This is a genomic window from Methanolapillus millepedarum (assembly GCF_032594115.1).
Taxonomy (GTDB): Archaea; Halobacteriota; Methanosarcinia; order Methanosarcinales; family Methanosarcinaceae; genus Methanolapillus; species Methanolapillus millepedarum.
Map to the genome: position 1 here is coordinate 977,721 of NZ_CP131060.1, position 22,095 is coordinate 999,815.

19 protein-coding genes are annotated in these 22,095 nt (G+C 40.9%); 7 read left to right on the forward strand and 12 right to left on the reverse strand.

Annotation, left to right across the window (positions count from 1 at the left end; translation table 11 throughout):
- The first annotated feature begins 203 nt into the window (after nucleotides 1-203).
- Nucleotides 204-1,277: a formate--phosphoribosylaminoimidazolecarboxamide ligase gene (locus MsAc7_RS04640; RefSeq protein WP_338103421.1), complete on the forward strand. Its 1,074-nt coding sequence runs from the start codon at nucleotides 204-206 to the stop codon at nucleotides 1,275-1,277.
- Between the two features lie 294 nt (nucleotides 1,278-1,571).
- Nucleotides 1,572-3,062 carry a cardiolipin synthase gene (gene cls / locus MsAc7_RS04645; protein WP_338103422.1) on the forward strand — a complete coding sequence of 497 codons (1,491 nt, stop codon included), beginning with the start codon at nucleotides 1,572-1,574 and terminating at the stop codon, nucleotides 3,060-3,062.
- A gap of 263 nt (nucleotides 3,063-3,325) precedes the next feature.
- Here cls and MsAc7_RS04650 read toward each other — a convergent pair whose 3' ends face one another.
- From MsAc7_RS04650 to MsAc7_RS04685, 8 genes are all read right to left on the reverse strand, one after another.
- Entirely contained in the window at nucleotides 3,326-4,831 is a 1,506-nt protein-coding gene (locus tag MsAc7_RS04650) for a serine--tRNA ligase (protein WP_338103423.1), read from the reverse strand.
- A 97-nt stretch (nucleotides 4,832-4,928) separates the two neighbouring features.
- Nucleotides 4,929-5,999 (reverse strand): PDDEXK nuclease domain-containing protein, encoded by a 1,071-nt coding sequence (locus tag MsAc7_RS04655; protein WP_338103424.1) that lies wholly within the window; start codon nucleotides 5,997-5,999, stop codon nucleotides 4,929-4,931.
- A 396-nt stretch (nucleotides 6,000-6,395) separates the two neighbouring features.
- Nucleotides 6,396-6,650 (reverse strand): KEOPS complex subunit Pcc1, encoded by a 255-nt coding sequence (locus tag MsAc7_RS04660; protein ID WP_338103425.1) that lies wholly within the window; start codon nucleotides 6,648-6,650, stop codon nucleotides 6,396-6,398.
- A gap of 52 nt (nucleotides 6,651-6,702) precedes the next feature.
- Complete coding sequence (locus MsAc7_RS04665; protein WP_338103426.1) at nucleotides 6,703-8,073, reverse strand: RecJ family nuclease; 1,371 nt, start codon at nucleotides 8,071-8,073, stop codon at nucleotides 6,703-6,705.
- Nucleotides 8,074-8,275: 202 nt separating this feature from the next.
- On the reverse strand, nucleotides 8,276-9,253 hold the full coding sequence (locus tag MsAc7_RS04670; RefSeq protein ID WP_338101772.1) for a calcium/sodium antiporter: 978 nt from the start codon (nucleotides 9,251-9,253) through the stop codon (nucleotides 8,276-8,278).
- A 318-nt stretch (nucleotides 9,254-9,571) separates the two neighbouring features.
- On the reverse strand, nucleotides 9,572-9,979 hold the full coding sequence (locus MsAc7_RS04675; protein WP_338101773.1) for a hypothetical protein: 408 nt from the start codon (nucleotides 9,977-9,979) through the stop codon (nucleotides 9,572-9,574).
- A 244-nt stretch (nucleotides 9,980-10,223) separates the two neighbouring features.
- Nucleotides 10,224-12,794, reverse strand: coding sequence for a GLUG motif-containing protein (locus MsAc7_RS04680; RefSeq protein ID WP_338101774.1), 2,571 nt, complete (start codon nucleotides 12,792-12,794; stop codon nucleotides 10,224-10,226).
- A 329-nt stretch (nucleotides 12,795-13,123) separates the two neighbouring features.
- Nucleotides 13,124-14,113 carry a hypothetical protein gene (locus MsAc7_RS04685; RefSeq protein ID WP_338101775.1) on the reverse strand — a complete coding sequence of 330 codons (990 nt, stop codon included), beginning with the start codon at nucleotides 14,111-14,113 and terminating at the stop codon, nucleotides 13,124-13,126.
- A 648-nt stretch (nucleotides 14,114-14,761) separates the two neighbouring features.
- Here MsAc7_RS04685 and corA point away from each other — a divergent pair.
- Entirely contained in the window at nucleotides 14,762-15,847 is a 1,086-nt protein-coding gene (gene corA, locus MsAc7_RS04690; RefSeq protein ID WP_338101776.1) for a magnesium/cobalt transporter CorA, read from the forward strand.
- Between the two features lie 150 nt (nucleotides 15,848-15,997).
- Here the strand turns inward: corA and MsAc7_RS04695 are convergent, their stop codons facing one another.
- On the reverse strand, nucleotides 15,998-16,171 hold the full coding sequence (locus tag MsAc7_RS04695; RefSeq protein WP_338101777.1) for a hypothetical protein: 174 nt from the start codon (nucleotides 16,169-16,171) through the stop codon (nucleotides 15,998-16,000).
- A gap of 137 nt (nucleotides 16,172-16,308) precedes the next feature.
- On the opposite strand from MsAc7_RS04695, the gene MsAc7_RS04700 reads away from it, so the two are divergent.
- Nucleotides 16,309-16,755: an ArsR/SmtB family transcription factor gene (locus tag MsAc7_RS04700; RefSeq protein WP_338101778.1), complete on the forward strand. Its 447-nt coding sequence runs from the start codon at nucleotides 16,309-16,311 to the stop codon at nucleotides 16,753-16,755.
- An 8-nt stretch (nucleotides 16,756-16,763) separates the two neighbouring features.
- Complete coding sequence (locus MsAc7_RS04705) at nucleotides 16,764-17,102, forward strand: DUF3467 domain-containing protein (protein ID WP_338101779.1); 339 nt, start codon at nucleotides 16,764-16,766, stop codon at nucleotides 17,100-17,102.
- Between the two features lie 86 nt (nucleotides 17,103-17,188).
- Here the strand turns inward: MsAc7_RS04705 and MsAc7_RS04710 are convergent, their stop codons facing one another.
- Nucleotides 17,189-18,100 (reverse strand): hypothetical protein, encoded by a 912-nt coding sequence (locus MsAc7_RS04710; RefSeq protein WP_338101780.1) that lies wholly within the window; start codon nucleotides 18,098-18,100, stop codon nucleotides 17,189-17,191.
- A gap of 134 nt (nucleotides 18,101-18,234) precedes the next feature.
- On the reverse strand, nucleotides 18,235-19,362 hold the full coding sequence (locus tag MsAc7_RS04715; protein WP_338101781.1) for a class I SAM-dependent methyltransferase: 1,128 nt from the start codon (nucleotides 19,360-19,362) through the stop codon (nucleotides 18,235-18,237).
- Nucleotides 19,363-19,632: 270 nt separating this feature from the next.
- Here MsAc7_RS04715 and MsAc7_RS04720 point away from each other — a divergent pair, with 270 nt between their 5' ends.
- The gene (locus MsAc7_RS04720; RefSeq protein WP_338101782.1) at nucleotides 19,633-20,010 is read left to right on the forward strand and encodes a hypothetical protein; all 378 of its coding nucleotides are present in this window, start codon (nucleotides 19,633-19,635) and stop codon (nucleotides 20,008-20,010) included.
- A 166-nt stretch (nucleotides 20,011-20,176) separates the two neighbouring features.
- On the opposite strand, the gene MsAc7_RS04725 is transcribed toward MsAc7_RS04720, so the two are convergent.
- Nucleotides 20,177-21,085, reverse strand: a complete 909-nt coding sequence (locus tag MsAc7_RS04725) for an EFR1 family ferrodoxin (RefSeq protein WP_338101783.1) — start codon at nucleotides 21,083-21,085, stop codon at nucleotides 20,177-20,179.
- A 127-nt stretch (nucleotides 21,086-21,212) separates the two neighbouring features.
- Between MsAc7_RS04725 and purN the strand changes: the two genes are divergently transcribed.
- Nucleotides 21,213-21,833, forward strand: coding sequence for a phosphoribosylglycinamide formyltransferase (purN, locus tag MsAc7_RS04730; RefSeq protein WP_338101784.1), 621 nt, complete (start codon nucleotides 21,213-21,215; stop codon nucleotides 21,831-21,833).
- Nucleotides 21,834-22,095: the final 262 nt, after the last annotated feature.

Genomic DNA, 22,095 nt, shown 5'->3' on the forward strand with positions numbered 1-22,095 from the left:
CTTAAAAATATCCGAATATGCGAATCAAATAACTTAATTTTGTATTTTATTTGAAAAGTATCAGTTTTAAATTTTAGGTTTTAGCAGAGTTTTAATCTTCTTTAATCCTAAAAATCATTCAAATTGACTCTTGTTCCTTCTTTAAAAAATAACCTTAAATATGATAACTTCTTTTAGATTCAAAAGTTCAAGGACACATTTTTATGGTAATTACAAAAGAACACATTTCGGATGTTGTGAAGTCCTACGACCTTGAAAACATCACCATTGCAACGATTTGTTCACACTCAAGCCTTCAAATTTTCGACGGCGCTCGAAAGGAAGGTTTTAAAACGCTGGGCATTTGCCTTCGGGAACCGCCGAAATATTACGACGCGTTTCCGCTCGGAAAACCGGACGAATTTTTGGTTCTGAATAAATACAGCGAACTGCTCGACCACATCGAGGAACTGAAAGCCAAAAATACAATTATCATCCCGCACGGATCGTTCGTTGCCTACATGGGCCCTGAAATTTTCGTCGAAATGGATTTGCCGACATTCGGCAACCGCCTCGTTCTCGAATGGGAATCCATCCGCAAAAAGGAAAGACAATGGCTTGTCGGCGCCGGCATTCACATGCCTGATGTCATTGAAGATCCGCACAACATCGACGGTCCCGTCATGATCAAGTACGACGGCGCCCACGGCGGAAAAGGATTCTTCATCGCCAAAACCTACGAAGACTTTATGGAACACATTGATACCACAAAAACATACACAATCCAAAGATTCATCGTCGGAACCCGTTACTATCTGCACTATTTCTATTCGCCGATTAAAGACACCGGGTACACGCTCAGCAAAGGAAGTTTGGAAATGCTCAGCATGGACCGCCGCGTCGAGTCCAACGCCGACGAAATTTTCAGACTCGGATCCCCAAAAGAGTTGCTTGAAGCCGGAATCATCCCCACCTATGTGGTCACCGGAAACGCGCCGCTTGTTGCCCGCGAATCGCTTCTCCCGCTTATATTTGAGCTGGGCGCCCGCGTCGTCGAAGAATCCATCAAATTGTTCGGCGGTATGATCGGATCGTTCTGTCTTGAAACGGTTTTTACCGACGACCTTGAAATCAAAGTGTTTGAAATTTCAGCCAGAATCGTTGCCGGAACCAATCTTTACGTATCCGGTTCCCCGTATTCGGATTTGGTGGAAGAGAATTTATCCACCGGACGCCGCATTGCCCGGGAAATTAAAAACGCCGTCAAGTTAAACAAATTGGACGAAATTACTTCTTAAGATAACTCAGACAGGGGGCGAATTCATGAATCGAATTCGTTTTCCTGATCTTTATTTTTGTTTAATTTTTTTGTTTAATTTTTTTGTTTCTTCTTTTTGTGCGGCGGCGCGCGCGTTAATGCACCGGCTTTATCGATTTTGGAAAAAATGAGGTCTGCTTTTTGTTTTTTCAATTCCAATCTTGAACGGCAATGACACATTTATATAATTTAAATTATTTATATACCATTCAATTTATTTTCGTTAAATCCATGGATTAAGTTTGATTTCATTAAAGTTCAGCCGGTGCTATTTATGATGTTATTTCTCCCGTCCCTCTTATCCGGGCTTACGACCGGAACGCTCTCTTATTGGCTTGTGATTCTGATCTTGATTGTCAACTTTATTTTTATCATGGCGCTCATTTTTATGGAAAGAGCGGACCCGAGAAGCACAATTTCATGGATATTGGTCTTGATTTTGGTACCGATCATCGGGTTTATCGTCTACTTATTTATCGGGCAAACCGTTTACAGAAGCCATCAATTCAAATTGAAAAAGAAAGATGACGACAAACTTCTGGCGACGAAAAACGAAATCATCGGACTTTTGAAAACAAAAGAAAAAGACAAATCGGATGAGGATATTGAAATTTATCAAATGAGCGAAGCTTTCATGAAAGCCGGCGGCTCGTTTTACACGGAAGAAAATGCGGTTGAGTTGTTTACGGAAGGCGAAAAGAAATTCAAGCGGATGTTTGATGACCTCAGAAAAGCTGAAAAATTCATTCATATCGAATACTACATCATTCGAAACGATAAGCTGTCAAACGAATTCATGGATATCTTGATTGAAAAAGTCAAAGCCGGCGTCGAAGTCCGGCTCATGATTGACGCGGTCGGCAATAACAAAGGTCCGAAAAAGAAGTTGGTTGAATTTCAAAAAGCGGGCGGCGAATTTACAACATTTCACAAAACCATTACTGTTCTCTTAAGCCCGAAAAAGAACAACCGGAACCACCGAAAAATTGCCGTCATCGATGGAATTGTCGGGTATGTCGGCGGTTTTAACATCGGCGACGAGTATCTCGGAAAAGGTCCGCTGGGCTACTGGCGCGATTCCGCCGTCCGTGTGGAAGGAATCGGTGTCTACACGATGAATTTGAGATTTATGATGGATTGGGAATACGCGTCGCATAAGGAGTTGCCGCTGGACAAAAAATATTATCCGCCGATTTTACCGGAAAAAACATGGACGGAAAAAATGCAGCTCATTTCAGGCGGCCCCGACACCATTCGAAATCCGATTCAAACAGAATATCTCAAACTGATCAACGCGGCCAAAAAATCCATTTACATTCACACCCCGTATCTGATTCCGGACACCACCATCCGGGACGCTTTGATTCTGGCCGGCTATTCGGGCGTCGATGTTCGAATCATTATACCGGACAAGCCCGACCATCCGTTTGTGTATTGGGCGGGGCTTGCTTTTGCCGGACAGTTGATTAAAGACGGATCCGTTCGCGTTTACAACTACAACCGCGGTTTTGTTCACTCCAAAACCATGGTTGTCGATGGCAAATATTGCTCCGTCGGTTCCGCCAATTTTGATGAGCGAAGCCTCAAACTCAACTTTGAAACCAATGCCGTCGTTTATTCCGAAAAAATCGGAACAGAAATGATTGACGCTTTTATGGACGATTTGAAATATTGCACGGAATACACCGAGGAAATGTACGACAAACGGAGCTTGTGGCTTCGGTTTAAAATGGGCATTTCAAGACTGGCCGCCGGCCTTCTTTAAATCGAATCGAGAAAAGGAAAGACGGCGGCCGTCTTTTCTGCGAGTTTTTCAAAAAAGAAGCCACTGCCTTATCGTAAAACAAAACATAAAACAAGAACAATAAAACGTTTAAAAAATAAATTAAAAAATGAATTTTAAAATTAAATTCGGAGCGTTGTGACGGATTCATGCGAAACGTTGCGACGAATTTAAGCGAAGCGTTTACGGAGGCGGCATTCCGCCGCCTCCCTTGGAAATTTGAGCCCGAAGGGAGCAAATTTCAATTACATGAACTTAACAATCTTCGGCATTTCTCCGAAACGCTTTTTGAATTCTTCCGGCCAGTTTTCGGGATCCAGTCCGTGCTGCGCTAAAAATGTTGCTGTCCAGCGCTCCAATCCCACACCGGAACAGCCGCTCCAAAGCGGTTCTCCGGTTTGGCATTTCACATTAAAGCCTTCCGGATATTTTTCGCCGTTGATGCTCACATTTTGGAATTCCAGCCATTCGCCATCTTTTCCGCGGTAAGGAAGCGGCGCTTCATAGTCGGTTGTTCCGGTGACTTCATCCGCCGCAATGCCCGCCAGACCTTCCTGCGCCATAAACCAAGGCGTCACCCAGGCTTTTCGCCACTTTAAGTCGAGAATATCATTGAAAATGTGCATGTAGCGCTCGTGAAGCTTTTGAGTGGTTTCAACCACCTGCTCTTTGGTACCCAGCCAGACCAGCTCAATCCGGTGGAATTCATCCACCCGCTCAATCCCGTGAATGCCGCCGCTTTCGTAGCGGTGAGACGTTCCGGAACGGTCAAACACCCGGATCGGAAGGCTGTCTTTGGCAATCGTTTCCCCTTGGAAAAATCCCCAACACGGCGGACATTGCGCGTAACACATACCGCCGATCGGATCCCCGATTTTGGTTTTGATCAGTTCGACCGGCACTTCGCGGGTCACTTTGTAGTAGTCCATCACATCTTCCCAGTAAGCCGGGTCGCGTGTTTTTGGCGGGCAGACGTAATAAATTTCAGGGTAAATGCCTTTGGCGTGCCCGGAATGCTTCCAAATGTCCCACATAATCATTTTCGGGAAAATCATTTCATTGTAACCGAGCGGCGTTAAAATTTCATCGACGACGATTTTTTCAAACGTCCGGAAAAGTTTGGTGGAAGCCGAACCGTGAATCCACTGTCCGCGTCCGGCGCCGCGCTTTAACCAACCGCTTTTGAGCATGTCTTCGGTCGGGTCGTTCACATAATGAAACGGCCTGTCTTCGCTTTCCCAAAGCAAATGCCAGTGTTCGGCTTTGGCGCCGTATTCCACCTGTTCGATTTTGTCTTCAAGAAGAGTGAGAATGCGATCCGGAACTTGGTTTTTCATTTCGGATTCGCCGACGTCAAGTTCCAAACAAAGCGTTTGCGCCTTTTCGTCAAACAAAACGGATTTGACGTAAGGAATGCTCTTATTTTTTAAATCGTGATGAGACGGAACCGTAATGGTGAATTTTTCGACGTCAAGACCGCGAACGCCGATTTTGGATTTTCCGAGCGCTTCGGCAATTTGTTTTCGGAGGCGTAAAACCGCATCGTGAACGCGGACATTTTTCCCGGAGGTGAGCTCCAAATTGATTTTGTTGTCGCCAAGGGACCAGGATTTGATTTTAGCACCCTCGCCAACAGGCGCGCCTTTCGCTAAAATTCCGGTTTCGGCTTCCGCCATAATTTTGGCAATCGCGTCTTTCGCAACAGCCGGGTCTGCACTGGTTTTTAAAGAACAGTTGAGGTAAAATTCCATCAAAACACCTTTTTTATTGAATCATGAATATTACAAATGAGTCAGAAAAGAGCATTCTCTTTAATTAACGTTTGGATGAAAAGGAAAAATCACTGCTTTAAACATTTGCAAATCCGTGACGACGATGAGATGAAACTGTTTCTTTATTGAGTTCGATGAGATGCTGTTGCGTTTCAATTTCATTTTTAAGTTCTTCTTCCGTCGGTAAATACAATTTGTACTTTGACGCGTAAATTTGAGAATTATCCACCGGGAGTGTATACCGAACAACAGCATCTGTCTTGTCTGCACATAAAACAATACCGATCGGCAAGTTATCTCCTTCGTTCATCATTTCCCGAGTAAAATAATGGACATACATTTGCATTTGACCCAAATCTTGATGAGTCAGTTTCCCCACTTTCAAATCAATCAAAACAAAACACTTCAAAATATAATTATAAAAAACCAAATCAATATAGAAATGTTCTCCGTCAAAAGATAACCTCTTTTGCCGGGAAACAAAAGAATAACCCTTCCCAAGTTCCAGCAAAAATGTCTGTAAATGGTCAATTAACAACTTTTCTAAATCTTTTTCATACAAAGAATCTGCCGGATTTAACCCTAGAAATTCCAATATAAAAGGATCTTTGATAATGTCTTCCGGAATGATTTGTTGATCTGAGAGGGACTTGGGAGATTTGCCAGCACCCGATTTTGAGGTGGATTTTCTCTTTTTTTGATGAGATAAAAGCCGCTCATAATAGAAAGAAGTAATCTGCCTTTCAAGTTCTCTTGTACTCCAATTATTTTCAATACATTCATTGATATAAAATTGCCTAGCAGATTCGTTTTCAATTTTAAGAAGAGATCTGTAATGAGTCCAGCTTAATGCAGAAGATAGCGAATCTAAAACCGGAAACATGAGATAAAATTGGCGCATTCGTCTAAGGTTGGATTGTTCGAATCCTTTTCCATAATCTTTTATCAATTTTAATGAAAAATTTTTAATTAAAAAATCAAATGAATCAGTATCTTTTCTTTTATTTTGAGTTTCTACAATAATTCGGCCAATATTCCAATAAGCTCCAACCATAGAAAAATTAACAGCATAACTGATATTTTTTCTTGCTAAATCCAATATAGACTTTATATCTTCATAAACAGTTTCATCTGATTCGGTTTCCATAAAAATAATCCCTCCCAACAAATCAATAATGTTAAACTAGGGAGGAGGTATAAATAACATTTTAATTTTTTTGAGTTTTATTGTAATAAAGAAGATGAAACAAATAAGACAAAAGTCGAACGAATTTAAAAAACCGAAAAAGAAATAAAATGTACAAAACAAGTAAATTTTATTTTTTTTAATCTTTAAAAGAACAGTTAACCAAAATTGAATTTCTTAGAAAATTACATATTAAAAAATTATTTTTTTAAAAAACCAACTGTAATATTATGTTTTTTCAAAACAAATCAAGTTGACAAATGTGTGGCGCAGTGCGCCACGGTTCTACACCTCGTGATTAATCAAAATAGAGGGTACCATATAAAGTCGACCATATATGAAATCAAACATAGCTCTTCATTTCTCAGACGATTTTTTAACGCGGACCGCCCCGTCAGCATTCATGAGCAAATCATCCGCCGTCGCCAAAATTGACCCGACCTTTTCGGATTCCAGATGAATCTCGGAACAGTCGGCTCCTGTTTTTGTTGTCATCCCCAAGAAATTATCGGGCTCCAATGACAAAACCAACTTCCGAGACAAGTTTTCATTTCTTTCAGCATCTGTTTCTTCAATAAAACGAATGGTTCCTGAAATTTTTAATTTGGACAAATCATCACCCGCGTCACTTTCCACTTATGCGTATTCCTTTCCGTTTATCATATTATTTATTTGGATTGAGTTGGGAGCCGACCAGATCATCCAATTTTTCCAAAAAAGCATCAGCGGATCCGAGCGGAATGGCGCCGCCTGACGCAATATTGTGTCCGCCGCCGTTCCCGCCAACCCATTCTGCCGCCGTTTTGATCGCGGTTGAAAAATTAAGCCCGCGCTGAATCAAATCCCGTGTTCCGCGGGCGGAAACTTTGATGATGTCCTCATTTTCATTCAAACAAACAAAAGGTTTACTCGGATCGACGTAACGGATGTAGGTTGTTGAAATTTCGCCGGCCGACTGCAAATCCTTTCCGTGGACATAAGAAATGTGGTTTAACGTACGAACGTTCGGAAACGCTTCCGACAAGCTTTCGATGAGATATTTCTGATTGCGTAAATGAATTTCCCAAGCCGTTCGGAGAACAGTCCGGTCACCCAGGCAAAGAGAAATGGCCGTGTCAAACGCTTCATCTTTGCCGCAATTGCCCAAAATGCCCGACAAATCAAAAACGTTTTCCACCAATTGGTTTTTCAAATAATAAATTTCACCGACAACCGCTTCCGCCGCATCCGGACTGCCGTGCTCCAAAATATCCTTTAAAACAGCGTCTGTCAGCCGCTTCATTTCCTCATCTGTCAATTCTTCGATTGTTTTTCCCGCCAAATTCAAATGGGACAGAAAGGAATTGATTTTGTCGGGATTTCCGGTGATATCCAAATACGGCTCAGTTGTCGTCATAAAAATATCAAACAGAGGCCCTCCGCCGACTTTAAGCCCGTATCTTGACGTTAAAATTCCGGCACCTTTCGCATCATCCAAAATTTGAGCATTGGCGGAAATCATTAACTGGCGGTCTCCAACTACACCGGCGACGGCCAGCGTGGACAGATCAATGTTTCCCGGATTCATGGATTTGGCCACCAAATAAGAAACACCGGCACCGGAAATCATATTGGCGCCTTCAAGACCAACAGTCATCGGATTGACAACGATTTTGGCCGGCGACTCTCCAACGGGAACATGATGGTCCAAAACAATGATCGGGTTTGAAGGCGGAAATTTGGACAGGGAACTTGACTGACCGCTTCCGATATCGCAAAATATTAAAAGAGCTTCTTTTTTTAAGTTTTGCTTCAACCCGGTAACGATTCCATGATCTATTTTTGACAGAACAATGTGTTGATAAGGAATATTTTCACGATTAAGCGCCTGAATCATAATGGCGGCAGCAGTCAACCCGTCCGTGTCATTGTGCGTGAAAAGATGCACAAAAGACTGCTGCTTAATCATATCCGCCGCATCTCCGGCCAGTTTCGCCAAACGGCGGATTTTATCATCCATTGTACATAATGCCGGTTTTTCGGATGGGTTTATCATATCACCTCAGATTCATTCCTGAATTTATTTTGGATTTATTCATGATATGGAGAGGAATAATATTAAAAAGTTGTTGATGAAACAAATGAATCAAAAAATTCAATTAAAAAGTAAAGGGGTTTAAAATAATTGAAAAATAAAAAATTTCATTCATCCTTAAACTTTTTATTTTTCATGATTTCCAACCTGCTGAATGGCCGCATTACACCCAAACAAACAATCCGATCACGTAAATGACATAAATGACGGCAATAAGCCCGCCTTGCCATCTTGTGATTCTTTTCTTGTAGCCGAAAATCGCGAGCAAGACAAACAAAATCATCATGAAAATGAAATCGTAACTCATCAGTTGACTGTTGACCGGAAGTTTGGCAAAAAGAGACGAAACGCCTAAAATCATCGTAATATCAAGAACGTTCGCACCGACAATGTTTCCAACGGAAAGTTCTTGGCATCCTTTTTTGTAAGACGTGATCGCCGTCACGATTTCCGGAAGCGATGTTCCGACGGAAATGACGGTCAAGCTGATAATCAGTTCGGGAATGCCGAGCTGCTGCGCAATTGTAATGCCGTTGTCAACCACAAGTTTGCTGCCGAGGATCACCAGCGCGGCGCCGGCGATGAAAACAACGGCGTCTAACTTATAACCGGAAAGCGGCACTTTCGCCCAAATACCCGTTTTGTCGTCCGGAAGCTCACAAGAAGCCGCACCTTCCGGATTTTTCTTTTGAGCCAGATAGGTGTAAACCATGTAAGCCGCAAAAACAGCCAGCAAAATCAAGCCGTCCACCCATGTGATCATGCCGTCGATGCACAACAAAAATAAAGCGGCGCCGGACAGCAAGAGAAGAAGAGCTTTGACATTAAAGGCCTTATCATCCACCGTAATTGTTTTTAAAATCGCGATAAAACCAATCGCAATCCCGATGTTGCAAATCGTTGATCCGACCGCGTTTCCGATCGCCATGTCGGCGTGTCCGGAAATCGCTGCCATAAAACTGACCGTAAATTCGGGCGCCGTCGTCGCAAAACTGACAATGGTCGCGCCGATGACGGCTTTTGGGATCCCGCTTCGTTTTGAAATGCTGACGGCGGAGTCCACGAACCAATCCGCGCCCTTTGTAATCAGCACAAGGCCGAAAATAAATAAAACGTAAATGAGAATACCTGATAAATCCAAAATTTCCACCTCAATAAAGACTCAATTTTCAAACAGTTTCCGCCGGTTTTTTGCCGGCGGCGTTCCACTTTAATTTGAAAAATTGAATCGAAAAAACACGCCGAGGAAAACAAAAACACAAAAGATGTATAAAAGGCATTTCCTTTTACAAAAAAAGTCAAATAAACAAAAAGAAAATTAAAAGAAAGAGAATTAAAAATAGAACGCCGGAAATAAAAAGGTTTCCGCTGATTTTCAATATTTCGGAGTGAAATATTGAATAAGTTTGCCCTATTTTGATTCTGATTCTGAATTTGTCGTTTCTAAAACACGTCCCGGTTACGTGACGTGAATAAAGCCGCCGGCTGAACCGTTCGTTCCGTTCACCGTCGCGTTTGTTCCGTTTGAAAAGGAAGTGTTCGTTCCGTTCCTTGTTGTGTTTGTTCCATTCACTGTTGTGTTTGTTCCGTTCGGAGAAGTGTTTGTTCCGTTTGAAGCTGTGGTGTTTGTTCCATTCGGAGTTGTGTTGGTTCCGTTCGGAGAAGAGAGGTTTGTTTCGTTCGGAGAGGAGGTATTCACCTCGTTCCCGGTTGTGTTATTTGTTTTGTTTGTACTGTTTGTACTGTCCGTACCATTCGGCGTCTTGTTATCAGAGCCGGGTGACAAGCAACCGCTGACACCGACCGCAAAGACAAACAAAACAACAGCCGCAATGGCAATTATGGATCGAGTTTGTTTTTTAGTCATAAGAGAACCTCACTTGAAACATGTTCAAGGTAGCCGTTTTTTAGAAAAATTGAGAAGCCGAAGCTTCCGAAAATGTATTGGAAAAAGATATTATTTAAAATTTTTCATAATATATAGATTTAAAATTATAATAAAAAGAAATTATTGACACTAAATAAAAAATCAGTAAATTTAAAAAATCAGTAAATTTAAAAAAGAAAAATTTGAATTGAACGGGAAGTTCAATTCAAACTGTTGTTTTTATTTAATCCCAATTTCCGCCAATGACAGATTCAATAAGGGCAACCGGGTATTCGTCTTCGACAATGAAACTGAACTCTTCCGTATCAATGATCAGATAATAGCTCCAACCGTGACCACGAACTATTCTCGCATTGTAGAGACCCTCTTCGAAATCAAAGGTATAGTCTCCGAGCAAACGTGTTTCATTGATTGACCAACCTCCACTCGTTTCAAATGATCCGACATCTGTAACAGTAATGCTGAAACCATATGTGTTGTCATCGTTAAGATCAAGAGAGATAGAGCTGATATCACCTTTTGATATCGGACTTTCACTGACCGTTGCGTTCAGAGCGATCATTTCTTCCCAATACCACCAGACATCTTCGTTTGGCGGAACTTCTCTTAATTTCATTCCGGTCGCGTTGATTACAGTGCCGGAGTACGTGAAATTCAAATTGTCAAAGATCAGATAGCCTTGGTTATCCAAATGAGCTTTGAATCCGTCTTCATAGTCCTCAAAGTAGACAATGATATCATCTTGTTGGGAAGTGTTTGTATCGTACATCCAGAAGCCATCAAAATCGAAACTGTTGACGTAAAACTCAGCCGATCCATCCGCCCAAAGATAAATGACAGCTTCCGTGATTTCCACACCTTCTCCATTGACCGTCAAAGTTCCGGAATCAACCGTCCAATATTCGGAAATTGAAGAGTCTTGCCATTTGAAAATCGGAAGTCCGTACGGTCCTTCGTCCATCTTCCAAATAGAATTGAAGTTCCACGCAGTCCATTGTTCCGAAACAGCTGTCGTGTAAGTGGCCTGTTGATACAAATCGCTTAAATTCTTGTCCGTACCGTCATAGTTTCCGGAAGCGGTTGATGGGCAGTAAACCTCAATGCCCTTATAGGCATAGTTTTGTTCCGGCTCTTCTTTGTAATTGTCTTTGGCGTCGTTGCCCTTAATGAATCCGACAATCCGGCCGGTATTATTATTAGAGCTGCTATCCAGTTCAATATATGAATCGGCAACCATGTTGTTTTTCACAAAAGCTTCCGCGCCTTCAACCCGGCCGACGATACCGCCGACATTGGATTCATCTCCGTAAAGTTCTCCCGTGAAGTAACAGTTTGAAACATTTGCGTTGAAAATTGAACCGGCAATGCCGCCAACGTGGGCTGAACCGTCAATGGAATACCCATCATAATAGGTGTTTTGGAATTGATAGTAGCAGTCCGTGATATTTCCATAGAAAGAATAACCGACGATACCACCGACAGCATCAGAACCGCTAACGTAAGTGCCGGAAACGGAACTTTGCTTAACAATTCCACCCGCGTTCAAACCGGCAATACCGCCAACGCCAAAGGTGCCACTAATATGGGAATTAGAAACGGAACAATTTTGAATCGTTGCCGGTCCACTTAAATATCCTTTAGAGACCATGAAAGCCAATCCGGAACTTCCCTCAGATTCGGCAGCGATTGACTCCATCTCTTCAAACCGGCTTTCATTCAAATTGAGATTCATACCGGCAATGCCGCCTGAACCGTACATTGAGTCTGTTCTGCCACCGTAAATACCGCTGTTCCGTATGGTTCCGGAGTTGATGCCGACAAGTTCACCGCTTCCGAAACTGAGAGATTTTTTCATGAGAGGGGTATCTTCAACGGCGGCAAGTTTGGGACCACCACCCATAGAATAAACAAAACTGGAAGAAACCGTTCCCATATTGATGTTCGCGATGTTACCGGTTCCGAGGAAACCTTCGTAAACATTGGAATTCATCAAAGTGACATTTGAAACCGAACCGGTTTTCCCGATGATGGCAAAGAGACCGCCGGAACTGCGGGAGCGATAGAGAGAAACTTCTTCAAGCAAAATTCCTGGACTATAACCGCCGCCAAACTCAATGATTTTTCCGTTTCCGTTAAAAGAACCGTTAAACGCGTTTTTAAAAGCGGCGTCTATAACAGCTTCCGGATCGGACGGGTCAGATATGGAAGAAAGATTGACAGAGCCGATCGGCGTCCAATGGCTAGAACTGAAAAAACGCATGTATTCCCATTGGCCGTTCCAACCACCGTCGTCAGTTCCTTTGACGGCTATCCAATCAACCTGATTCCAATCATCTTCAGTCAAATCTTCAAAGCCTGTCTCCCCTGAATCAATAATTTCCTGATAGATTAACCATTCATAGGCTACATGATCCCAAACATCTTGATTGCTGAAATCGTAACATTCGGGATTGTAGAAATCCAAATCATTCATCAACTTGTAATTTCCGGATAAGTTGTTGCGGACGTTATACAAGTCTTCTATGGTCTGAATATTCGTTGCTTGCGCCGAACTTCCGCCCCCGATTTCCCGGTTGGCGTAAATCGTATTATTGCCCGACAAACCTTCGCCTGTAGAAGGTGTCGAAGTCGGACCGGCACCGGACGTACTCGGCGCGCTTGGCGTTGTATTTGACGGCGTTGTGTTCGCCGGTGTGTTATCTTTGCCGGAATAATAGAATAAGAAAAGGGCGGCAATGAGAATCAGAAGAACAATGACTCCAATGATGATGTAATTTTGCGTCTTTTTATCCATAAGTCTAACCCCGCTTTTAATTTTATTTTACTCACGTGAACAAAACAAAATTAATGATTAACCCTGCATAATTGATATTTTATGCACTAATATAATAAAAAGTAAAAATAAGATATAAACTTATTTAAAACCGCGAGGTTGACCGGAATATAGGATCAAAAGTAGAGAGAAAATAAGAAATTTCCAAATATGTAAACATCACTTTTAATTATGAGTGAACAATAAAGCGGTAATAATATATAGAAGAAAATTCGGGAAAAAAACGAATGATTCAGATTTAAAAAGGAAAAATTGAATTGAACAAGAAGTCCAATTCAAGGTTTTTAAAATTAAGTAGGAATTTCATATTCAAAAATTAATGTGTCGATAGAAATATGATAGTCGCTGACATCAAAAACAACCGGATTGCTCAATTCTAAATTGCAGTCGCTGTTATACTTTGCTTTGTAAGGCATCCCATCAATTGTGAAAATGAAATCTCCGGTGTCGCTTGTTGTCGTATCAAACGCCCAAGTTCCTCTTATTTTTAACGTTGACGGACCATCATCCATTGTAAGTTTTACTTCGAAACTGTCGTCAACGACACCCATATTGGAAGGGGGGACCAGGTCGATTTTATCAACTGTAATTGGATCGGCCTCCGGTGGTGTTGGTGGTGTTACAGTAGCTGAAAGATCATAAACTACCCAACTACTCATAAGAACCGGTTCTAAAACAAGCGCCGTGACATCAACATCATAGCTGCCGGATGTGAAATTGAGTCCGGTAAAATTCAATAATGTTCCTTCCAATTTCGCATCGTAGGATGATTCACCGAAAGTAAAAGTGTATGTGTTGGCCACGCCGGCTTTTTTAGCCCAAGTACCGTCAGCCTCTAAATTTTCAATATCTGTAAAGATATACATATAACATGTTCCATCGCCGTAAACAGCGATTTGAGACCATGAGTCAATATCTCCTTCGTCAATTGTGGGTCCTTCTGTAATTTCGGCATCAAGAGTTTTAACGCCCCAGAAACCGACGATAGAAGCAGCTGAAGCCGGAGCGCTGCCGCCGCCGGTTGTTTGGTTCGCTTTAATAACCGAAAGATTGGACGTGTTCGTTGTGTTCGTCGTGTTGGACGTATTCGTTGCCGTTCCGTTGCTCGTGTTTGAGACGGTGGTTGTGTTTGTTGTATTGTTTGTTGTGTTGTTTGTCGTGTTTGTGACATTGGTGGTTGTGTTGTTTGTCGAACCGCCAATACAGCCGCTGAAACCGGCCGCTAAGACAATCAAAACAACAAACAAAGCCAAATAAGAAAGCTTTAATTTTGAGTTCATACCAAAACCTCACTGTTTATAAACCTGAAAAAATCATGCATAATAAATTATGCACCGAACTTATAGTATAAACTAAGAATATATATAATTTTTTAAAAAAATGGGCGGTTGAAATTATTAGAGTATAAAATAATAAAAATCGTATAAAATGATTATGTGAACAATAAAATAGAGAAAGTTTACAATAATTGGAAACCGGCGCTTGAATTCAAAAAAAGAAATCAAAACAAGAATCGAGCATTTTGTTCCTGCGGGATCTTGCTTTGAATTTAATTTTCAATGATGCAGCGGCCTTTTTCAAAAGAACGCGTTACAGTTACATATAGTAATAGTAGTAAGCGGCAAGCGCGATGATTGCGATAATGACAACCGCGACGACGCCGTAGGTTAAGTATTTCTTTTGTTGTTCATCCATGATAACAGCCTCTTTATTTTTTACAAAAAATACAAAAATAACAAACAAACCATGCACAACATTTTATTATGCACTTACGTTGAGATATATGACATGCATTATATAAAATTTTCCAATATATTGATGCTTGCATAAAATGACGAGTCGATACCGAGAATAAATAGATGAGATATAAGAAAATAAAAACGAAATGAAAATATAAATAGAAGAAAAAATAACATCCCATGATGTTTATGGCCGCCAAACAATCCAAAAAAGCAGGTCTTCCGCCGGGTTCTTTGATTTACGTCTCCGACGAAGACATGGAAATTCCGGAAAGCGAAAAAACAGTGACGGTTTTTGCGATCACTTACAACGAATCCGGATTTGAGGAGAAGAAAATCGAATCGGCCGACGATTTAAAAAAATTAAATCCGGAAGATTCGAGCGTGCCGGCATCAACCACATGGATTCACGTCACCGGGCTTTGGGATACCGAAATCGTTCGCGTGCTGGGCGAAAAATACGGCATTGACGCGTTGACCCTTGAGGATATTCTCAGCATGGGACAGCGGCCTAAAACGGAAGCTTTTGAAAATTACATTTACACGATTTTGAAAAACATCACTTTTGATGACGCTGAAAAAGAAATCGAAAATAATCAAATCAGCATGATCACCATGGAAAAAACCGTCATCACCTTCGCCGAAAAACCTTGTAACATTTTCGACCCGGTCATCAAACGCATCAAAAAAGACGGACGGATTCGAAAATACGGAACCGATCATCTCACTTATGCCTTGATTGACGTCATCGTTGACAATTATTTCCTGGTGGTGGAAGGATTTGAAGAATGGTTTGACGAAGTTGAAAAACGAATGGTCAACCACCCCGAAAAAGAATCGGCCGGTGAAATTAACCGAATGCGGACGGAATTGTTTTTGTTTAACAAAGCCGTCTGGCCCCTGATTAACGTCACCGACAGCTTGGAAAAATCCGAATCCAAACTGATCAAAAAGTCGACCCGCGTTTATTTCCGGGATGTTGAGGACCATATTACCCGCGTTGTCGAATCCGTCGAAACCGGCCGGGAAATCGTCACCGGCATTTTTGACATTTACAATTCCGGCATTTCCAAACGTCTTAACGAAACCATGAAAGTGCTTACCGTCATTTCCACCATTTTCATCCCGCTGACATTCATCGTCGGCGTCTACGGCATGAATTTTGAATACATGCCGGAATTGGACTGGCGGTACGGGTATTATGTGTGCCTGGGACTGATGCTTTTGATTTTTGTGATGATGATTGCGTATTTCAGAAAAAGAGGATGGTTTTGAGAACAAAAACGATTAAATGATCATCTTTTACATTCGAATCCATTGATATTTTTGAGAATACGTAATCAATACGTTTTCTGCGAAAATGAAATTTTCGAGAGGAATACAATAATCATACCGGTCTTGGGTCTTATATTTTTTAAGAATATTTCACCGGACTAAATCTTTAAGTGCCTTTTTTACAGATCCGAGTTCGTTGCTTTTAACTCCACTGCAAAGACTTTGTTCCTGAATATGCCGATTGCAAATTCTTTTGCTTTGATAGATCCGGTAAATGATATGCAACTCATATTTTGTAAACTCAAGACCCCAATCGATTTCCATAAACATACCATAATTTTTTATAGTATAAAAATGTTCTTTTTGTTTAATAAACTGAACAGTATTTTCAAAAAATATAAATACAAATAAAAAATAATAAAAATTAATTGAACAGCTTATTAAAAAGAAAGGAGATTTAAATGGCATTACAAGACTTTCTGGGAAATACAATTGAAATCAAAATCATTGATTTTTTAGCCCAAAATTCCATATTTGATTACAACCAAACCGAAATCAGCAAATGTTTGAATATTTCAAGGACCAGCGTCAACCAAAAATTACCGGAACTGATCTTTAACGGAATCGTAGAAATAAAGGAAAGGAGAGGAAATTCAAATTATTACCAGCTTTCAAATAACGAAATTAACCGGAAATTGGTCGGGAGTATTATGGAGAATAGTTCGTGGACAGCAAGATATGAAAATGACGTTCAGGAGATCCAAAAAATAAAAGCGGATATCGGAGAAAGTAACAATTTGGAAGAATGCGAATGTTTCATTGATGAACAGAAAAATACAAACAAAATTCCAAAATATGCATCAACTGAAGGTAAAAATATAATTTCAATTCAGTCCATTTCGGCATAAGTGATCCCATGACAAAAAAAATAATTTCCACCCCCAAAAACAAAAATGAAACGGACAGAAAACGCAATCCGATTGACCAAAAAGAGAAAATTTCCATCATTCGAACGCCATTATTTACAAAAACTTATGCAACAAATGTTTCCGTTATTCGGACCGATTTGGATTTCAGAATAGAATTATTTAATGAAAAGTATCAGGCAGGAGATGAATGGATTTATCACAGCGACGGATTAGCCATACTCACGCCACAAGCTGCGAAAATATTATTGACGGAACTGAGTTTAAAAATGGAAGAGTACGAAAAAGAAAATGGAGACATAGATATTTCAGAAAAACAAAGATTATAAAAGACTTATGAAAATATTTCATGAATTTATTTTTAAAATCCACTCTTTTTACTAATAACGGTATTTGAGAATAATTTTTCATTCCATTATCCCCGAATCCAATCCCAAATTTTTCCTTTTTTACTGTCGAAATTGACTTTATCCAACAGGTTTTTGAAACCGATAACAACGATGCTGAAAACAACACTGTATAAGAGCAACGCCCAAAACTTCATGTAAGCCGCCATCGGAGTTAACGGATACCCGAACTGATCCGTGAAATAATTTGAAATTTTGAAAAAGAAATACACCAGCGGAATCATCATGACAACGATGAAAAGAATAAAAATACCTTTTTTATTCGATTCGCCCGGCGGCTTGTAAGACAAAAAGAAATTCACAAAAGAAAAACCGGCGATAAATGAACAGGTGACCCCGAATTCAAGAATTTCCTCATTTAAATCATTATAAGGCGTATGGAAAGCCGCGTACGTCATAACGCCGATAAAAATCAAAGACATCAGAGCAAAGAAACTTTTCATTATGCGAACTGATTTTTTCTCATCCGCTGCTTTCTCTTCACCAGATTCGATATTGCCCCTCTCATTGAGTTTTCTGTTTCCGAACCAGGCTGCCAAAATAAAAACAATGCCGATTACCGCCGCCAAAGCAATAAAAAACAAATTCGTGATGGCATCATTGTTTGCCGATAAAATGTAGTTTTCAAATGCCATGAAAGCGAAATAAATCAGAAACAATACAGACAATAGAATCGAACGAATTCTTTTGAGAGAAACATTTTGAACCGGAAAAAGACGGTAATACATCAAAGTAAAAACAGTTATCAATAGAAATACAGACGAAACGAGACGAAACGGAACAATTCGAAAAGCATCTTGAGGATCCCTTTTTACCAAAAGAGAAACATAAAACGGAAGAAAAAGAACGCACATTCCTAAAACAACAATCTGAAGAATATATTTTCCGGCTTTATAATTCGCAGGGGACACTTCTTCCATAATGAATCTCTCCAAAATCGAATGAATAAAAAATAAACTCAATTAAAAATAAATTTGAATAAACATCGGAATAACAGAATAAATACTTTTTTAAATTCTGAAAAAATTATAAAATAATTGGCGGAATCAAAAAATCAGCAAATCCGAACATCTAAACAGATATTGTATTGGTGCGGCGCATACGAACGCACAGTTCTTTTTTCAATAACTTCAATGGACCGCCTTTGTTTTTCGGCGGTCGCCCGAATTTTTTCGATTTCGCCGTCAAAAAGATCGTCGTCGCTTGTCATCGCATAATAATGAATGATGCCGCCGGCTTTGGTCAGTTTCACGGCCGTGTCCAGAAAATCACAAGCGTTGTGCGGCAAATTCATGATCACGTGATCTCCCGTTCCGGCATATTCTTTCGCCAAATCAACCGCGTCTAAATTGAGCGGAACAACATTTTTGACTTTATTCTGCGCGATGTTTTCAACCAGTAAAGACACGGCCGCTTCATTTTTATCATTGGCAATGACGGTTTTCGGCTGAGCGTTTTTGGCAATCAGAACGCTGTACGGACCAACGCCGGCAAACATATCGATCACAAAATCATCTGCATGAATTTGAGACAAAATCCGGGACCGCTCGGTGGACAGGCGGGGTGTAAAATACGCACGTGCCAAATCAATGTTGTAGATGCAACCGTATTCTTTGTGAACGGTGGCGGTTTTGTCGGCGCCGGCAATAAATTCCAAGTCACGGATGCGGAATTCCCCCGACACAGGCCCTCGTGACAGTAAAACGGTCCGAATGCCGGAATGCGCCGCCAAAATAGCGGCGGCAATTTCTGAAACGGTTTCCGATGCTTTTTCGGAAACGCTTTTGTCGTCGATGACCGCAATATCGCCGACCATTTCATAAGCAACCGCATATCCCAGGATATCAAAAACGGTCGGCTGTTTTTCCTGAGCCGAAAAAGCCGCGTCGACGACGAATTTTTCAAGCAAAATGTTTTCGAATCCGGATTCGTTTCCCTCTTGAGAAAAAGATGAAACGAGCGCAAAACTTTCCAAATGAGATAAGCGGGAAAAAAGAGTGGAAAGCTCATCGCCGTTTGGACGCCTCGTGAGAGGAAGATACAAATAAACGTCATCAGCGAACGGGCGGGCAGAATAATTCAACAAAAACAACTCATCAAGCAAGCGGCGGCAAGGCTCGCCGTCTTTTTTAAGAACGCGAAAAGCGGGATTTGAAAAAGTCAGTTTCGAATTTGAATTCATAATTGTTTTTCCTGACGCGTTTTTGATATTTAAGCATGCGGATGAAATGAGAAATAATATGTGAAAAACAGATTGTAGAAAGTACGTACCAAATATTGAATTTGTGATAAATTTATAATAATGAATTCTATCCATAATCAAAATATTAAAAATGCAACGCCTTAAACATCATCGGCAAAAAAATCGGCAAGTATATTTATCCCCGGCAAATATTCAAAATTATGTTTAATCAACCTGAAACATTAAATGAGAGCGAAAGGGTGAAACAAAGTGGCAGCGGAACTTGAATTGAGCGAACTTCCCGGACATTTAAAAATGAATGCCGTATTAAAAAAACTTGAACAGGATGACATGTTTTTCGTCAAAAACCCGAATGAAATTAAAAAATATTATGCCCGCCAGCCGAATTTTCCGGAAATTTTATGGTATGTCACACAAGCTTTAAAAGAAAAGTATGGGTCTCGCTTACTTCGGAAAATGAAAATTGAAGTGGAGTGCGATTGGCATTTTCTGGAGATTCAAATTCCGATTACCGGCAGCGATATTCCATTGCATCGTGAGTTTTTCGGACTTTGCGAAGAGGCTCGAAATATCTACGGGTCGGTCGCCGATAATTTGTTTTTGATAACCCGCTATGAAGATTACTGATGGAGAAATGACAATGGAATTTTAAGTGATTACGAGGTTGAAGCGTATTTTGAATCGCCGATTGAAGAAAAAGCGAAAGAAGCGAGTTCTTACGCCGGACAAATTTTTTCGGAGCTGAATTAGAGGAAAATAAAAAAGAAATAAGAAAAGTATGAATTTTTCATTTTTATCTTAATATCAAGTCGTCGGCCGCCATTCCCCGGCATTGATACCGGTTCTTATTTTTGGTGATTTTCGTCCAATTGATAGCGGATTCGGGACACCAGTTGATGCACGCAAAACACATTTCACAGCGGTGGTTCCATTCCGGTTTTTTGTCTTTCAAATCAATGTTATCCACCGGGCAGACCCGCACGCAGGTGCCGCAAGCTGTACAATTGTCGTTGACCGTGAACTTTTTGTCGAGTTCCGGGATTTTTTCATACATCATGTCAAAGGCAACCCAATTTATTGGTTTAACTAAAACCGGCGACGTCTGTTTGTCCATATGAAAAAAACCGGTTTCAACGTTCTTACAAATGAAAGTCACTTTGTCGTCGATTTTTGAAAACGATTGATCGACTTTTTTGTCAGATTTGGTTTTCGGAAGCACGATGAAATTGGAAATCAGCGGAATCACGTAACCGGCATTCATCCGGTTTTTGGTTTTGTCAATCGCGGATTGAACTTTGTAAAGCGCGTCGCCGACCATCATGCCGCACGTCAGAACAACAAAAACATAATCGGCTTTCGGCATTTTGGCAATGAAATCCAAAACGATATGCGGCGGATTGGACATGTAAACCGGAAAAACGAGACCGAGACAATTGATCTTTTCATCGGCGGACACTTTGGCGGAATCGGCAGATGCGATTGGAATCAGTTCTGTTTCAAGAACAGACAAATCGGCGTTTGATTTCGGATCTTTTTCCGCCCACGGTTTGGACAGGCGGGCCGCCAATTTTCGGGCGACGAGAAGTGAATTTCCTGTGCCGGAAAAATAATAAATTTTATTAACGCGTTTGATATTGGTTTTATTTTCTCCGTGCGGAGCGGACATACTTTCCGGATTGAACGGGCCGATTTGATTTGCCATAAATTCCACCAAAAATGAAAAAGGTGTTCTTTCATTTTATTTCTTTTTATTAAAACAAAAAACAAAAAAACAAAAAAACAAAAAAAGATAAACCAAAAAACAAAAACATATATAGGAATCGGGAGTAATGGACAGAATCATGACGAATATTTCGGTTTTGGTTTCCGGACGCGGTACGAATTTGCAGTCGGTCATCGACGCGATTGAAAACGGCGATATTTCCGGCGCGAAAATCGTTGCCGTCATCAGCGACAAAAAGGAAGCGTACGCGTTAACCCGTGCCAAAAATCACAATATTCCCGGAATATTTGCAGACCCGAAATCGTTTTCTTCCCGCGAGGCTTACGACGACTGTTTGCTTGACATATTGAAGGAAAACAAAACCGATCTTGTTCTTTTGGCCGGCTATCTTCGAATCATCACCGGCCGGTTGACTTTGGCGTACGAAAATAAGATGATCAATATTCATCCGTCTCTTCTCCCCGCTTTTCCCGGCCTTCACGCTCAAAAGCAGGCTTTAGAATACGGCGTCAAAGTGTCCGGTTGCACTGTTCATCTCGTGGAACCGGCACTTGACGGCGGTCCCGTGATTCTTCAAAAAACAGTTCCGGTCCTTCCCGGCGACACGGAAGAAACGCTGGCTGCGCGTATTTTGATTGAGGAAAATAAAGCGTATCCGGAAGCGGTGAAGTTGTTTGTGGAAAACAAACTCCGGATAAACGGGCGAAATGTGACGATTTTGGAATAACGATATTTCTGTCTCGGATTTGGCAGGCGGCGGCGCGCGCGTTACAGCGACACGTTTTTTTGAGATGAAATGAAAAAAATAAGTTCATTTTATTCAATTCATGAAGTCCATGCCTCTTTTTTTAAAGTTCGTTAAAATCATGCCTCTTTTTTAAAATTCGTTAAAATCATTCCGAAAAATCAAACGCTCTGCGTTTGATTTTCTCGGATTCCGATGAAAATGGGAATTAATAGCAGCAGGTGCAAACGGAAAATAGAAACAG

What these genes read in the sequence shown, in the direction of transcription:
- MsAc7_RS04700 (WP_338101778.1), top strand. Translation starts at nt 16,309, where the DNA reads ATGGCATTACAAGACTTTCTGGGAAATACAATTGAAATCAAAATCATT.
- MsAc7_RS04675 (WP_338101773.1), bottom strand. Translation starts at nt 9,979, where the DNA reads ATGACTAAAAAACAAACTCGATCCATAATTGCCATTGCGGCTGTTGTT.
- MsAc7_RS04725 (WP_338101783.1), bottom strand. Translation starts at nt 21,085, where the DNA reads ATGGCAAATCAAATCGGCCCGTTCAATCCGGAAAGTATGTCCGCTCCG.
- MsAc7_RS04650 (WP_338103423.1), bottom strand. Translation starts at nt 4,831, where the DNA reads ATGGAATTTTACCTCAACTGTTCTTTAAAAACCAGTGCAGACCCGGCT.
- MsAc7_RS04705 (WP_338101779.1), top strand. Translation starts at nt 16,764, where the DNA reads ATGACAAAAAAAATAATTTCCACCCCCAAAAACAAAAATGAAACGGAC.
- MsAc7_RS04665 (WP_338103426.1), bottom strand. Translation starts at nt 8,073, where the DNA reads ATGATAAACCCATCCGAAAAACCGGCATTATGTACAATGGATGATAAA.
- MsAc7_RS04715 (WP_338101781.1), bottom strand. Translation starts at nt 19,362, where the DNA reads ATGAATTCAAATTCGAAACTGACTTTTTCAAATCCCGCTTTTCGCGTT.
- MsAc7_RS04685 (WP_338101775.1), bottom strand. Translation starts at nt 14,113, where the DNA reads ATGAACTCAAAATTAAAGCTTTCTTATTTGGCTTTGTTTGTTGTTTTG.
- cls (WP_338103422.1), top strand. Translation starts at nt 1,572, where the DNA reads ATGATGTTATTTCTCCCGTCCCTCTTATCCGGGCTTACGACCGGAACG.
- MsAc7_RS04695 (WP_338101777.1), bottom strand. Translation starts at nt 16,171, where the DNA reads ATGGAAATCGATTGGGGTCTTGAGTTTACAAAATATGAGTTGCATATC.
- MsAc7_RS04655 (WP_338103424.1), bottom strand. Translation starts at nt 5,999, where the DNA reads ATGGAAACCGAATCAGATGAAACTGTTTATGAAGATATAAAGTCTATA.
- MsAc7_RS04710 (WP_338101780.1), bottom strand. Translation starts at nt 18,100, where the DNA reads ATGGAAGAAGTGTCCCCTGCGAATTATAAAGCCGGAAAATATATTCTT.
- MsAc7_RS04640 (WP_338103421.1), top strand. Translation starts at nt 204, where the DNA reads ATGGTAATTACAAAAGAACACATTTCGGATGTTGTGAAGTCCTACGAC.
- corA (WP_338101776.1), top strand. Translation starts at nt 14,762, where the DNA reads ATGGCCGCCAAACAATCCAAAAAAGCAGGTCTTCCGCCGGGTTCTTTG.
- MsAc7_RS04680 (WP_338101774.1), bottom strand. Translation starts at nt 12,794, where the DNA reads ATGGATAAAAAGACGCAAAATTACATCATCATTGGAGTCATTGTTCTT.
- purN (WP_338101784.1), top strand. Translation starts at nt 21,213, where the DNA reads ATGGACAGAATCATGACGAATATTTCGGTTTTGGTTTCCGGACGCGGT.